The organism is Streptomyces sp. NPDC058291 (genome assembly GCF_042880855.1).
Taxonomy (GTDB): Bacteria; Actinomycetota; Actinomycetes; order Streptomycetales; family Streptomycetaceae; genus Streptomyces.
The window spans coordinates 14,797-27,523 of the sequence record NZ_JBHVYK010000056.1; the positions used below are offsets into that span (position 1 = coordinate 14,797).

Below are 12,727 nucleotides of genomic sequence, written 5' to 3' on the forward strand. Positions count from 1 at the left end.
TCCGGGCGACGTCAGCTTCTGCGGCCGGCCCTCGGCACGAAGACGGTGACCGCGTCGTCGTCCGACCGGTACAGCACGCGCCAGTCGCCCACGTGCAGCCGGAAGTAGCCGGCCACAGGTCGACTCTCGATCGATCTCGTAGGTGAGACCCCCGCAGGTGTTGCCGGCACCGTTCGGGGGCTGTTTCGTTGTGCGCACGCTGGAGCTTGGGGACCTTCCGTGGCGAGTCGGCCGCTCCGCGTCAACTCGTCCGGTGGGTGGGTGGGTTGAGACCCACCACCCGTTCCTTGCGCAAGGGGCTCGGCGCTGGGTGCTTGAGCCTCGGGCCCGGGCGGATCAGCTGTCCTTGAGGTTCTCCACGAACACCGCCCACGCCTCGGCCCGGAACACGAGCCTCGGGCCGAGGGGGGCCTTGGAGTCACGGACGGGGACGAGGGCGGGGTCGCCGACGGCGACTTCGAGGCAGTCGCCGTTGTCGGCGCCGCTGTAGCTCGACTTGTACCAGGACTCAGGGCTGTGTCGCTTCATGCGCGTAATCCTCTGCCACGGATCCGAGCAGGGCCAGGGAATCGCACGGGGAGAGCGCGCTCGCCCTGAGCAGGTCGAATGTCAGCTCGTGGCGGGCGACGGTCGCCGGGTCGTCCATCAGCCGTCCCACGTCGATGCCCTCGACGTAGGAGAGCGGAGGGGCGTCGGGAAAGTACATGAGCTTGATGCCGCTTACCTGGGATCCGATGGCGCCTGCGCTGAACGGGAGCACTTGCATGATGATCCGCCGCCGCTGAGCGAGAGCCGCCACGTGGTGGAGGGCCTCCGCCGTGACGGCCGCACCGCCTACGGGACGACGCAGGGCCGCTTCGTCCAGGACCACCCACAACAGCGGGGTTGTTGGATCGTCGAGGAGGCGGGTCCGTTCCATCCGCGTGGTCACCAGTTCGTCGATCCTGACGTCCGGTTCCGTCGGCCAGTAAGCGCGAAACAGGGCCTCCGCGTAGCACGGCGTTTGGAGAAGGCCGGGGAGCAGGGTGGTGGTGAACTGCCTGATCGACGTGGCGAGTTCCTCCGCTTCCACAGCCTCGGCGAAGTGGTGCGCGTACTTGGAGTTCGTGGAGGCCGTGCAGTTGCGCTCGAAGAAGCCGTTCGTCCCCAGGGTTTCGTCGATCTTGACGGCGTACTCCAGAAGCATCCGCCGTGTTCCGGCCTCCAGTTGGCCGATGAACGAGCCGCTGACGAACAGCCTCTCGCCCAGGTTCGCCTGGCTCAGCCCCTTCTTTTCCCGTGCGTGCCGCAGCTCCGCGCCCAGTAGTGCTCGCGGTGACGACGACGGATCGAGGTCCTTCGGACCTGGCATGGCAACCCCCTGTCCTACAGACGTGGTTGTTGGGACGCCGTATCTGGCCAGGTTAGAGCGGGGCGGCCACGCTGTGTGGTGAACGCGAACACTCAGAGTGGAGGGACCGCATGACGGAGACGACGGCGGGCGACCGGCCCGCCCGGTCGGTACAGGAGGCCGTGGAGCAGTTGCGGGCCGCCCTGCACGAGGCGGGGATCATCCTGCCTTCGCTGCGGATCGACCCGGTGTCGGGCGCGCACGGCGACCCGTACGCCCTGGTGGACCTGGGCCGCTGCAACCTGCGCGTGGCCTCGCGGCTGGCGGCGGCGCTGCGGGGGACGGGGCGGGGCACGTGACGTACGTCCTGGACGCGCGGAGCGGGCGGATCGGGGAGGTCATGGGGCGGGTGGGCGGCCGGGTGCAGCTCCGGCCGGTGGGCGGCGGGCGGGAGTGGGACTGTCTGCCGGAGGACGTGGCGCAGGCGTCGGCGGAGGAGGTGCTGCGGGAGCGGGTGCGCAGGCTGAACCGCGACGCCCGCGCCCGTGCGGCCACCGAACCGCCGATACCGGCGCCGTCGTAGGCCGCTGTTCAGGTGTAGGTGGCCTGGATCACAGGGGGTTCGGCGTGGTGGTCGGAATGGCCCGGGAGCCGGGGTGGTTGTGCGAGGAAGGCACTCAATGCATGTGCACATACCAGCTGGTCAAGCGACCGGGCCGCCAGCCGGTCCCCCGTCACGAGGAGTCCCCCACGTGAGCATCACCCCGTCCGCCCCCTCCCGCGCCGCCGAGATCCTGTCCCGGCCGGTCTCCATCAACGGACTGACCGTCCCGAACCGCATCGCCATGGCCCCCATGACGCGCATGTTCTCCCCGGGCGGCGTTCCCGGCGAGGACGTCGTGTCATACTACGGGCGTCGCGCCGCCGCCGGTGTCGGACTCATCGTCACCGAGGGGACGTACGTCGGGCACGAGTCGGCGGGGCAGAGCGACCGGGTGCCCCGGTTCCACGGCGAGGAGCAGCTCGCCGGCTGGGCGAAGGTCGCCGAGGCGGTGCACGCGGGCGGCGGGACGATCGTGCCGCAGCTGTGGCACATCGGCATGGTGCGCAAGCAGGGTGAGCCGCCGTACGCGGACGCGCCCGCCGTCGGGCCCTCCGGCATCCGTCTCGACGGCGCCGAGGGCGCCGGCAGGGCCATGACCCAGAGCGACCTGGACGACGTCATCGGCGCGTTCGCCGAGTCCGCGGCCGTCGCCGAGCGCATCGGCTTCGACGGCGTCGAGATCCATGGCGCCCACGGCTACCTGATCGACCAGTTCCTGTGGGCCGGCACCAACCGCCGCACCGACGCCTACGGCGGCGACCCGGTGGCCCGTGCCAGGTTCGCCGCCGAGATCGTCGCGGCCGTCCGGGACGCCGTCTCGGCCGACTTCCCGGTGATCTTCCGCTACTCGCAGTGGAAGCAGGGGGCGTACGACGCGCGGCTCGCCGAGACGCCCGAGGAGCTGGAGGCCATCCTCGCCCCGCTCGCCGAGGCCGGGGTCGACGCCTTCCACGCGTCCACCCGCCGCTACTGGCTCCCGGAGTTCGACGGCTCCGACCTCAACCTCGCGGGCTGGACGAAGAAGCTGACCGGGAAGCCCGTCATCACGGTCGGCTCGGTCGGCCTCGACGGTGAGTTCCTGAAGGGCTTCGCGGGCGAGGGCGCCCCGGTCAAGGGCATCGACGACCTCCTCGACCGGCTGGAGCGCGACGAGTTCGACATGGTGGCCGTCGGGCGCGCGCTGCTTCAGGACCCGGAGTGGGCGGCCAAGGTGCTCGCCGGCCGCTTCGAGGAGCTGAAGCCCTTCGACGCCGCCGCCCTGCGGACCCTCGGCTGAGCGACGCCTCGCGGGCGCGGTCCGGGAGCTGACGGCCCTTCTTCTTCCGGACGCCCGCTTCCGGAGCTTCCGACGCGTCCACGGGCCCCCGGGGTCCGTGGAGCGGGACCCGGCCGAGGCCGTCGGCGTGGTCGGGGAGACCGCTCAGGTGAAGGCCTGATCCTAGAGGTTCCCGAGGGGCTCGATGTCGACCTTCACCGGGGTGCCCCAGACCCGCAGCACCTCGTAGTCGGTGAACTCGTGCACCAGCCGGTAGGCCATCGCGGGCCGGGAGCCGCGGCGCAGGGCTGTGATGTACAGCTCGGCCTCGCGCCGGTCCCGTCGGGGCGTCCCGCACAGCTGCCACTCCTGGCCGCTCCACAGCTCCGCCAGCCAGCGCTGCTGCGGCTGCGGGCGGTCGCCGCGGGCGCCGTACCGGGACGGCGCGGGGGCGGTGTACGGCGCCTGCGGCGCGGGGCCGTTGTACTCGGCGCGGCGGGCCGTCCGGCGGCGCGTCTCGCACAGCAGGCACAGGTCGTGGGCCGCCTCGTCGACCGGGCCGCCCGGGTGCTCGGCGCAACGGGTGGTGGGCGCGGCCCCGACGACGCTGTCGTCCAGCAGCTCCAGGGCGCGGCGCACATCGGCCTTGATCTCGTGCAGCCGGGCGTCGGGCGTGTCGGCGGTCAGGGCGTCGCCGTGCTCGCCGAGCAGCCGGAGGGCACGACCGAGCGCGGTGAGCTGGGCGTGGTTCATGGCACCAAGGGTAGGGCGGGGCCCGGGGTGGCGGTCAGGCGTCGGCCGGCGGCGGCAGCTCCGCCCGCCGTCCGCGCCCGACGCCGTCCCCAGGGTCGTCGCTCACGACCGCGAAGCCCCCGGCCGGAACCCCGGGCAGCGCGGCCGCCCGGGCCGCCTGCGCCAGCAGGGTCTGCTCCGGCGCTCCCGTGAGGAAGAAGACGTAGCGGTCGCCGTGCTCCACGCCCTCGTCGAAGACCTCCGCCCGGCCCGACTCCTCCAGCTCGGCCAGGAAGTCCTCGACGTCCTCGATCCAGGGGTACGGGTACGCGCCCTCCGGCAGGTCCGGCGCGGGGGACAACGGCACATGGATCTCGACGACGAGCATGGTTCCCATCCTCCTCTCCCGCGCTCGTCTCACACGCCGAGCGGGTCCCGGGCGGCGGCGGCCTCCCGGGCCGCGACCGCCGCCGTCACCCCGCCGAAGGCGTAGGTCGCGGCGAAGCCGACCGCGTACCCCGTCAGCAGCCCGCCCGCGTAGATCGCCGCCGTCGCGCCCAGCCCCCGGTTGCCCGCCAGCAGCGGGAACAGCGCCCAGCCGGACGGGCCGATCGCCGTCGCCCCCACCCGGTCGCCGAGCATCGCGAAGAACCCGACGAAGGCCCCGCCGGCCGCCCCGCCCGCGCAGGCGGTCACGAAGGGACGGCCCAGCGGCAGCGACACCCCGTAGATCAGGGGCTCGCCGACGCCCAGCAGACCGGCCGGCAGGGCCGACCTGATCGTCGTGCGCAGGGGCGCGTCGGGGCGCAGCCGGACGTACACCGCCATCGCCGCGCCGACCTGGCCCGCGCCCGCCATCGCCAGGACGGGCAGCAGGACCGTGTAGCCCTGCTGCTCGATGAGTGTGGCGTGGACGGGGATGAGGGCCTGGTGCAGGCCCAGCGTCACCAGGGGCAGGAAGAGGCCGCCCAGGACGAGACCGGCGAACGCGCCCGTCGTCGCCAGCAGCCAGTTCGCCGCCGTGCCGACGGCCGAGGACACCGCGCCGGCCGCGTACATCAGCCCGTACAGCGTGCCGAGGCCCGCGACGAGGACCGTCAGGGTCGGGGTGAGGAGCACGTCCAGCGTCGGCGGGACCCGGCGGCGGCACCACTTCTCCACGCGGGTCGCCAGCAGGGCCGCCGCCAGCGCGCCGAGGACCCCGCCCTGGCCGGGGGCGAGCGCCACCCCGAACGCCGTCACCTTCGCGACCCCCGGGTGGACGACGATCGCCGCGACCGCGCCGCCCAGGATCGGCGTGCCGCCGAACTCCTGCGCCGTGTTGTAGCCGACGAACACGGCGATCAGCGCCATGAAGCCGGAGGCGACGGCGGTCAGCGCGGGCGTGAGGCCCGGCAGCAGACCGGCGTTGAGCAGGAGGCCGTCGACGCCCGCGAGGATCCCGCAGCCGATGAGCGCGGGGATCAGCGGGAGGAAGACGGCGGCCAGGCGGCGCAGGACGGCCCGCAGCCCGGTCGGCGCAGCCCCGCGGCGCGCGATCGGGGAGGGGGCGTCGGCCCCGTGGGGCCGGTCGGCGGCGGGCGGGTCGGCGGCGGCGGGCGGGTCGGCGGCCGGGGCGCCGGCGATCAGCCGCTCGAACGCGGCCGTCACCCGCGTCACCGCGCCCGGACCGAGGACCACCTGGCAGGAGCCGTCGTCCATGACGAGCCCGAGGACCCCGGGCACGGCCCGCAGCGCGGCCTCGTCCACGCGGGCCGGATCCGCGAGGCCGAGGCGCAGCCGGGTCATGCAGTGGGCGACGGAGGTGACGTTCGCGGGGCCGCCGACCAGGGGCAGGATGGCGGCGGCTGTGGTGGAGGAGTCGATGCGCACCCGTCGAGCGTGCGGCTCAGCCGCCCGCCGCGACGAGCGCGGCGCGCAGATGTCCCCCGGACTCCTCCAGAAGGCGGGCGGCCGTGGGCCCGTCCACCCCGGCCAGCACGACCAGGATCGCGTTCTTCACCTCGCCGCCGGCGGCCGCGAGGGCGGCCTCGACCGTGTCGTCCGCCGCGCCCGTCGCCAGGGCGACGATCCGCCGGGACCGGGCGCGCAGCTTCTCGTTGGAGGCGCGGACGTCGACCATCAGGTTCCCGAACGTCTTGCCCAGCCGGATCATCGTGACCGTCGAGATCATGTTCAGCACCAGCTTCTGCGCCGTGCCCGCCTTCAGCCGGGTGGACCCGGTGAGCAGTTCGGGCCCCACGACCACCTCGATCCGGTGCTCGGCGGCCGCGGCCAGCGCGCTGCCCGCGTTGCAGGCCAGGGCGACGGTCAGCGCGCCCCGGGAGCGCGCGTACCGCACCGCGCCGACGGCGTACGGCGTGCGGCCGGAGGCGGAGACGCCGATCACGGTGTCGTCGGGCGTGAGGGAGAGGGCGGCGAGGTCCGCCTCGGCCAGCTCAGGGGAGTCCTCGGCGCCCTCGACCGACGTCACCACCGCCGACGGCCCGCCGGCGATCACCCCCACGACCTGGCCGGGCGCGGTGCCGAAGGTCGGCGGGCACTCGGAGGCGTCGAGCACGCCGAGCCGCCCGGCGGTGCCGGCGCCGGCGTAGACCAGCCGGCCGCCGCGTGCCATCCGCTCGGCCACGGCGTCGACGACGGCGGCGATCGCCGGCAGTTGCGTGCTCACGGCGGCGGGGACGGCGGCGTCCTCGCCGTTCATCAGGCGGGCGATGTCCAGGGTGGGCAACCGGTCGATCTCGGACAGGTCGGGGCGGAACGCCTCGGTGGTCAGCGTTTCGAGCGCGGCGCGCAGTTCCTGGGGGTCCGGGCTGGACGTCATGGGGACGGGCTCTCTTTCCGGTGCGGGTCGGACGGGTGGCTTCGGGGGCGGGGGCGGGACCGCGGGTCCGGGACCGCTCGGGCTGGAGCGGCGACCGGGTGCGTGGTCCCGGGCGCGCGGCGCCCCTACGGTCTACCGGTGCCGAGGGGCCGACGCCGTGTACGACGCGGCCGGCGCCGGTCCGCGCGGCCGGATCATGGCGGGGCGGGCGGCCGGATCGTGGCGGGGGCGGGCGTGCGTCCTCGGCGGCGAGGGCGAGGGCGGGGGCGGCGGGAGTGGCGCCGGACGTCCCTTCCCCGTCCTGGGGCACGCCTGAAACGTCATCTCCGGCCGGGTACCGGTCGGGAGTGCGCACAATGGGGGGATGGACGACCCCATCAACCCCCTGGAACGAACCCTGCACGCGGCGCGCGCCCTGGTGCTGGCCGATCTCGCCTCGGGCGAGGTCGCGGCGGCGGACGTGGTGTCGATGGTCGAGGACTCCGTGGTGCAGCGCCGCTGGTGGGTCGAGCAGTGGCCCGAGGGCGCGGCGTACGTGGCGGGCCTGGTGGCCCAGGACGTGCAGGACGCCCTGCTGGAGAGCCATGGGCGCTGGCCGCTGTGCCCGGTCTGCGGCTCCGGCGACCCGCACGCCCTCGAGGTCGAGCCCGAACTGGGCCCGGATCCGCACTGGGTGTGCCACAAGGCGGGCGTGAAGGTCGCGTCGGTGGGCTCGCTGGGAGCGGCCACGGGCGGCGCGTCGACCTCGTGAGCCCCTCATGACCGTCTACATCGACCCGCCCGCCTGGCCGGGGCACGGCCGGATGTGGTCCCACCTCGTCAGCGACGTCTCGTACGCCGAACTGCACGCCTTCGCCGAGCGGTCGGGCGTCCCGCGGCGCGCCTTCGAACGCGACCACTACGACATCCCCTCGCACCGGTACGCCGAGCTGGTGGCGGCCGGCGCGGTCGAGGTGAGCAGCCGGGAGGTGGTGCGGCTGCTGACGGCGGCCGGCCTGCGCCGGCGCAAGGGCGGCGGCGTCAGCCGGTGAACACCGGTTCCCTCGTGTGCCACCAGGCGACGAGCGCCGCCCGGTCCGCGCCGGTGATCCGGACCAGCGCGGGCCGGTCGTAGCAGCTGCACAGGAAGACGTACCGGCCGGTGTCCGACAGGAAGCAGACCACGTCGCCCGCGGAGTCCCCGGTGTCGTTCTCGCGCCAGATGCCGTGGACGCCGCTCCGCGCGTCGCAGTCGCCCGGCTGCAACCGGCCCGCGTAGTGACGCTCCCCCGTTTCCCCCGGCGCGCTCCCGCGGCGCTTCACCCCGGCGCATCCGGCCGCGCGCGGCGCGGCCGTGCCGGGGTGAAGCGCGAGCCGGGCGGCGGAGGGGAAGCGACGAAGATCGGCACCGGCTACGTCAGGTGCGGTCGGCCGCGCAGCTCATACGCGTACTCGCCCTCGCCTTCGCCGACCCTGGCGAAGCCGGCCCGTTCGAGCACGGCCCGGGAGGCGGCGTTGGCGTGCTCGACGACCGCGAACAGGCGCCGGACGTCGTCCCGGGCCAGCGCCCAGCCGGCCAGCGCGCGCAGCGCCTCGGTGGCGTAGCCGCGGCCGCGGGCGGCCTCGACGAGGTCGTAGCCGATCTCGGTGCGGCCGTCCTCGTCGGGAGCGGCGTGGAAGCCCATGCTGCCGACGGCCAGACCGTCCGCCCGGCGGACGAGGACGTAGAGGCCGAACTCAGGGCGGTGCACCCCGCGGGCGTACGCCGTCGCCGCCATCCCGGCGGCTTCCCGCGTCCCCTCGAACGGTGCGCCGCCGAGCCAGGTGAAGCCTCCGCCGCCGCCCGCGCGCAGTCCGGCGGCGGCGCCGGGGGAGACGCCTTCGAGGGTGAGGCGTGCGGCGGGGATGCGCGGGGCGCGTGGGCGTTCGGCGGACGGGTGGGGGGCGGCGGTCATGAGGTCAGCAGCTCCAGTTCGGCCCGCAGGTTGTAGCGGGCCGTCTCCTCCCACGCCCGGCTGCCGTGCGGCGTGCTGAACAGCCGGGGCAGTGCGAGGAGTCGGCGCAGGACGTCCGCGCGGCCGGCGCGGAAGGCGTCGCTCGGCACGAAGTGGTACTCCTCGCGGACGGCGGCGGTGTAGGCGGCGTAGGCGGCCGGCGGGGCGGCCAGGATCGCGAGGTCGGCGTCGCACAGGACCTGGCCGTCGGGGTCGTCGTCGGCCGGGTCGTGGCCGACGGTGAGCCGGACGAGCCGCGCGACCTCGGCGGTCCGCTCCGGCGGCGCCCCGGCCTCGGCCAGCGCGCGCTCGGCGAGCCGGGCGGAGCGCTCCTCGTTCTCCGAGCGGTCGGGCAGATAGACGGCGTCGTGGAACCAGGCCGCCAGCCGGACGACGTCAGGGTCGGCGGCGTGGTCCGCGAGCTCGTCCACGCGGTCGAGGACCGCGGTGAGATGGGTGAGCGTGTGGTAGCGGCGCTGCGGCTCCTGCCAGCGGGTCAGGAGTGCCTCGGCGTACGGCCCGGGGTCGGGGCCGCTCGCGGGGCTGCGGACGCCCTCCAGGGCGTGGCTGAAACGGGTGCGCAGGGCGTCGATGTCGGCCATGCCTCATTGTCCCGCCGACCGGCGTATTCTTGAATTGGACTAGACCTGTAGCCGAAGCGCGTCGATGAACGCCGACGAATGGGGTCCCATGAGCATGCGTGCAGTTCTGGAGGTGATCGCCCTCGACGCCGAGGACGCCGTCGCCGCCCAGGCCGGAGGCGCGGACCGCCTCGAAGTGGTCACCGACATGGCCGCCGACGGGCTCACCCCGTCGATCGCCGTGCTCACCGGCATCCGGGCCGCCGTGGACCTCTCCCTGCGCGTGATGGTGCGGCTCGCCGACGGCTTCGCGGCGGGCGACGCCAAGGACGTCGACCGCCTCGTGCGGACCGCCGGCGAGCTGCGCGAGGCCGGCGCCGAGGAGTTCGTGCTCGGCTTCCTCGACGCGCAGGGCTCGGTGGACCTGGCCGCGGTGGAACGGGTCGTCGCCGAACTGGACGGCTGCCCCTGGACCTTCCACCGCGCCCTCGACCACGCCGCCGACCGCGACGCCCTGCGCAAACAGCTGGACGGCCTTCCCGGACTGGACACCTACCTCACGGCCGGCTCCGCCGCCGGCGTCGACGCCGGACTGCCCACCCTCCTCACCGAGGCGGCCCGGCATGCCGAGCCCGGCTACGAGCAGCAGCTCCTGGTCGGCGGCGGCCTGCGCCTCGACCACGTGCCGCGCCTGCGCTCCGCCGGCCTGAACGCCTTCCACATCGGCGGCGCGGCCCGCCCCGACGGCTGGACCGGCCCGGTGTCGGAGCAGTCCGTCCGACGCTGGCGACACGCACTGGACGCCGAACAGCCGCAGTGACCCGGGGCGGGTCGGGTCGGGCGTCAGCCGAGTTCGAGTTCGAGTTCGGGTGGCAGGGGGGCCGTGTGGGTCACGGTCAGCCCGGACACCGCCCGGGTCAGGGCCACGTACAGCCGGCGCAGGCCCGTTCGCTCGTCGGGCTCGCCGTCGACCACGGCCCGCGGCTCGTCGAGGACCACGTAGTCGTACTCCAGGCCCTTGGCGAGCGAGGCCGGCACCAGGGTGAGGCGCATCCGAGCCGTCGTCTCCTCGCCGGGCGACAGATGGCCGATGCCGGCCGCCGTCAGCGCCTCGGCCAGGGCCGGGATACGGGCGTCGGCCGCGATCAGCCCCGTCGAGCCCTCGTGGCGCAGCGACTCCTCGCACGCCGCGACGACCTCGGCGTCCCCGGCGACCGGCCGCAGCTCGAAGAAGCCGGGGTTCTCACGGACGGACGCGACGGGGGCCAGGCCCGGGGCGATGTGCGGCAGCAGCCGGGAGGCGTACGCGATGACGTCCGTCGGGACGCGGAAACCGGCCGTCAGCTCCTCCACCACCGCGTCCGCCTTGCCCAGGTGGCCGAGGGCCTCCTGCCAACTCCGGGTCGCCCAGGGGGTGGTGCCCTGCGCGAGGTCGCCCAGCACGGTGGCCGAACCCGTCGTGCAGCGCCGGCCCACCGCCCGGTACTGCATCGGGGACAGGTCCTGCGCCTCGTCCAGGACCACATGACCGAGCGAAGGGGTGCGCTCGACCAGGTCCGTCGCCTCGTCGATCAGCACCGCGTCCGCGGCCGACCACTTCGCCGACTTCACGGACCGCACCGGCTTCGCCCACAGGATCGTCTTCTGCTCCTCCTCGCTCAGCACGCCCGCCGCGTGCTCGGCGAGGAACCGCGCGTCCGTGAGCAGCCGCAGCACCAGCTTCGCCGGGTCCACCACCGGCCACACCTGCTTCACGGCCGCCTTGACCGCGCTGTTGCGGGCCACGGCGTCCTGCACCCGGTCGTCCGGGGCCTCGCCCGAGCGCTCCATTTGCACCAGCACGGCGTGCGCGACGCGCTGCGGCAGCGCATCGCGGGCGGCGCCGTACCGGATGTCCCGGTCGAGCAACTCCCGGACCATCTCCTCCAGTTCGTGGGCCGCGACGCGCCAGCGCCGTGAACCGCGCACGACGACCACGGGCTCGGCCGGCATGCTGACGTGCGCGTACAGAGCGCGGCGCAGCACCTGAGCCATCCTCGCGTCGCCCTTGACGATCGCCGCCGCCGCGTCGTCCGCGCCCCGCACCTCCACCCGGGCCACCAGGTCGTCGACCGTGCCCTGGCGGACCGACAGCTCGCCGAGCGCGGGCAGCACCTGCTCGATGTAGTGCAGGAAGGACTTGTTCGGCCCGATGACCAGCGTGCCCGTGCGGGCGAGCCGCTCGCGGTGGGCGTAGAGCAGATACGCCACCCGGTGCAGGCCGACGGCCGTCTTCCCGGTGCCCGGCCCGCCCTGGACGCACACCGTCCCGCCCAGCCCGCTGCGCACGATCTCGTCCTGCTCGGGCTGGATCGTGGCGACGATGTCGCGCATCGGGCCGACGCGCGGCCGCTCGATCTCCTGCTGGAGCAGCTTGCTCGCGGTGGCGGCCACCGACGGGTCCCCGGGCTCGCAGAGGTGCTCGTCCTCGTAGGCCGTGACGTCCCCGCGGGTGTAGCCGAAGCGGCGGCGCAGCGCGACGTCCATCGGGTCCTTCTTCGAGGCCCGGTAGAACGGCTGCGAGACCGGCGCACGCCAGTCGATGACCATCGGGTCGCCGTCCGCGTCGTGCACGTGCCGGCGCCCGATGTAGAAGCGCTCGCCCTCGGCCCCCTCGGCCCGGTCCGCGCCGGGAGCGTGCAGGTAGTCGAGCCGGCCGAAGAACAGCGGGGTGTCGCTGAGGTCGGCGAGCGCCTTGACGCGCTCCCCGATCTGGCGCTCCAGGATCTGCGCGTTGACCCAGTTCGCGGTCACGTCCCTGATGTCGAGGGACTCCGAGTCCTCGCGCATCGCGCGCAGGGCGGCGCGCGAGGAGGACAGGTGCAAGCGTTCGCGGGCGAGCGGATCGTCGTCGACGGGCTGGGACGGCGTGGACAAGGGGTGCCTCCGGACCGGCTGAGGGGGTCTGCGGTGAGGGCCCTCCGGTTTCCGTCCGGACGGCGGCGCTCCGACGAGGGAGGCGGGCAAGAGCGGAGATTGTAGGGGAACGCCAAAGGCGTGTGCCAACGCATTTGTCGCCGCCGGCTCCTGCGCGAAACCCGGCGGACCCCGACGGAACGCCTCCCACCCCTACGGGAGGGCTCCATCCCGTAGGGGACACCCCCGGCCAGGGGTGTACCCGAGGAGTACGCCGAAGGGGGACCTGGGACCGATGCGGGCTTTATGCCCCGGATCCCATCATGGAGACATGAGTGCAGCGACCTTCACCCCAGCCCCCGGTCGCCCGTCCGGCGCGACCCCCCTGTCCGACGGGCACCGCCACCGTCTCGGCGACGCCCTGCGCGCGATCAAGGTCTTCGCGATGGCCGCCTTCGACGTGGTCATCCTCGGCGAGTACGGCGAGGAGACCGGCATCCGCCGCCGGTGAGCCGCCGAGCCCGCCCCGGCGC

Annotated in this window: 18 protein-coding genes; 7 read left to right on the forward strand and 11 right to left on the reverse strand. The window is 74.3% G+C overall.

The features are described 5' to 3' along the window. Positions 1–11: 11 nt before the first annotated feature. The 3 genes from ACFVYK_RS25350 to ACFVYK_RS25360 all read right to left on the reverse strand — a co-directional run bounded on the left by ACFVYK_RS25350 (position 12) and on the right by ACFVYK_RS25360 (position 1,351). Complete coding sequence (locus ACFVYK_RS25350; protein ID WP_389777947.1) at positions 12–116, reverse strand: type II toxin-antitoxin system RelE/ParE family toxin; 105 nt, start codon at positions 114–116, stop codon at positions 12–14. A gap of 220 nt (positions 117–336) precedes the next feature. Next, positions 337–528 (reverse strand): DUF397 domain-containing protein, encoded by a 192-nt coding sequence (locus tag ACFVYK_RS25355; RefSeq protein WP_389777949.1) that lies wholly within the window; start codon positions 526–528, stop codon positions 337–339. Next, complete coding sequence (locus ACFVYK_RS25360) at positions 509–1,351, reverse strand: helix-turn-helix domain-containing protein (RefSeq protein ID WP_389777951.1); 843 nt, start codon at positions 1,349–1,351, stop codon at positions 509–511. The genes ACFVYK_RS25355 and ACFVYK_RS25360 overlap by 20 nt, the downstream gene beginning before the upstream one ends. Positions 1,352–1,461: 110 nt before the next feature. Here ACFVYK_RS25360 and ACFVYK_RS25365 point away from each other — a divergent pair, with 110 nt between their 5' ends. The 3 genes from ACFVYK_RS25365 to ACFVYK_RS25375 all read left to right on the forward strand — a co-directional run bounded on the left by ACFVYK_RS25365 (position 1,462) and on the right by ACFVYK_RS25375 (position 3,210). After that, positions 1,462–1,689 carry a hypothetical protein gene (locus tag ACFVYK_RS25365; protein ID WP_389777953.1) on the forward strand — a complete coding sequence of 76 codons (228 nt, stop codon included), beginning with the start codon at positions 1,462–1,464 and terminating at the stop codon, positions 1,687–1,689. Continuing rightward, positions 1,686–1,913, forward strand: coding sequence for a hypothetical protein (locus tag ACFVYK_RS25370; RefSeq protein ID WP_389777955.1), 228 nt, complete (start codon positions 1,686–1,688; stop codon positions 1,911–1,913). The genes ACFVYK_RS25365 and ACFVYK_RS25370 overlap by 4 nt, the downstream gene beginning before the upstream one ends. Positions 1,914–2,082: 169 nt before the next feature. Continuing rightward, positions 2,083–3,210 carry an NADH:flavin oxidoreductase gene (locus ACFVYK_RS25375; RefSeq protein ID WP_389777957.1) on the forward strand — a complete coding sequence of 376 codons (1,128 nt, stop codon included), beginning with the start codon at positions 2,083–2,085 and terminating at the stop codon, positions 3,208–3,210. A gap of 162 nt (positions 3,211–3,372) precedes the next feature. Here the strand turns inward: ACFVYK_RS25375 and ACFVYK_RS25380 are convergent, their stop codons facing one another. Genes ACFVYK_RS25380 through murQ form a run of 4 tightly spaced genes read right to left on the reverse strand, consistent with a single transcriptional unit; the run spans position 3,373 to position 6,745 of the window. Then, on the reverse strand, positions 3,373–3,942 hold the full coding sequence (locus ACFVYK_RS25380; RefSeq protein ID WP_389777958.1) for a hypothetical protein: 570 nt from the start codon (positions 3,940–3,942) through the stop codon (positions 3,373–3,375). Positions 3,943–3,976: 34 nt separating this feature from the next. Beyond that, on the reverse strand, positions 3,977–4,318 hold the full coding sequence (locus tag ACFVYK_RS25385; RefSeq protein ID WP_389777960.1) for a hypothetical protein: 342 nt from the start codon (positions 4,316–4,318) through the stop codon (positions 3,977–3,979). 20 nt (positions 4,319–4,338) lie between these two features. Beyond that, entirely contained in the window at positions 4,339–5,793 is a 1,455-nt protein-coding gene (locus ACFVYK_RS25390; RefSeq protein ID WP_389777961.1) for a PTS transporter subunit EIIC, read from the reverse strand. Between the two features lie 16 nt (positions 5,794–5,809). Next, positions 5,810–6,745, reverse strand: coding sequence for an N-acetylmuramic acid 6-phosphate etherase (gene murQ / locus ACFVYK_RS25395; protein WP_389777963.1), 936 nt, complete (start codon positions 6,743–6,745; stop codon positions 5,810–5,812). A 364-nt stretch (positions 6,746–7,109) separates the two neighbouring features. Between murQ and ACFVYK_RS25400 the strand changes: the two genes are divergently transcribed. Then, positions 7,110–7,496 (forward strand): hypothetical protein, encoded by a 387-nt coding sequence (locus ACFVYK_RS25400; protein ID WP_389777965.1) that lies wholly within the window; start codon positions 7,110–7,112, stop codon positions 7,494–7,496. Between the two features lie 7 nt (positions 7,497–7,503). Further along, positions 7,504–7,776 carry a DUF4031 domain-containing protein gene (locus ACFVYK_RS25405; protein WP_389777967.1) on the forward strand — a complete coding sequence of 91 codons (273 nt, stop codon included), beginning with the start codon at positions 7,504–7,506 and terminating at the stop codon, positions 7,774–7,776. On the opposite strand, the gene ACFVYK_RS25410 is transcribed toward ACFVYK_RS25405, so the two are convergent. The 3 genes from ACFVYK_RS25410 to ACFVYK_RS25420 all read right to left on the reverse strand — a co-directional run bounded on the left by ACFVYK_RS25410 (position 7,766) and on the right by ACFVYK_RS25420 (position 9,320). Further along, positions 7,766–8,047, reverse strand: coding sequence for a hypothetical protein (locus ACFVYK_RS25410; RefSeq protein ID WP_389777969.1), 282 nt, complete (start codon positions 8,045–8,047; stop codon positions 7,766–7,768). The genes ACFVYK_RS25405 and ACFVYK_RS25410 overlap by 11 nt on opposite strands. An 89-nt stretch (positions 8,048–8,136) precedes the next feature. Then, positions 8,137–8,679: a GNAT family N-acetyltransferase gene (locus ACFVYK_RS25415; RefSeq protein ID WP_389777971.1), complete on the reverse strand. Its 543-nt coding sequence runs from the start codon at positions 8,677–8,679 to the stop codon at positions 8,137–8,139. Further along, positions 8,676–9,320, reverse strand: coding sequence for a hypothetical protein (locus ACFVYK_RS25420; RefSeq protein ID WP_389777973.1), 645 nt, complete (start codon positions 9,318–9,320; stop codon positions 8,676–8,678). Before ACFVYK_RS25420 ends, ACFVYK_RS25415 begins: the two co-directional genes overlap by 4 nt. A gap of 88 nt (positions 9,321–9,408) precedes the next feature. Between ACFVYK_RS25420 and ACFVYK_RS25425 the strand changes: the two genes are divergently transcribed. Beyond that, positions 9,409–10,119, forward strand: a complete 711-nt coding sequence (locus tag ACFVYK_RS25425; RefSeq protein WP_389777974.1) for a copper homeostasis protein CutC — start codon at positions 9,409–9,411, stop codon at positions 10,117–10,119. A gap of 23 nt (positions 10,120–10,142) precedes the next feature. On the opposite strand, the gene ACFVYK_RS25430 is transcribed toward ACFVYK_RS25425, so the two are convergent. Continuing rightward, a complete protein-coding gene (locus ACFVYK_RS25430; RefSeq protein WP_389777976.1) occupies positions 10,143–12,215 on the reverse strand; it encodes a HelD family protein in 2,073 nt (690 codons plus the stop codon). Between the two features lie 310 nt (positions 12,216–12,525). Between ACFVYK_RS25430 and ACFVYK_RS25435 the strand changes: the two genes are divergently transcribed. After that, positions 12,526–12,705, forward strand: coding sequence for a hypothetical protein (locus ACFVYK_RS25435; protein WP_389777978.1), 180 nt, complete (start codon positions 12,526–12,528; stop codon positions 12,703–12,705). Positions 12,706–12,727 lie beyond the last annotated feature (22 nt).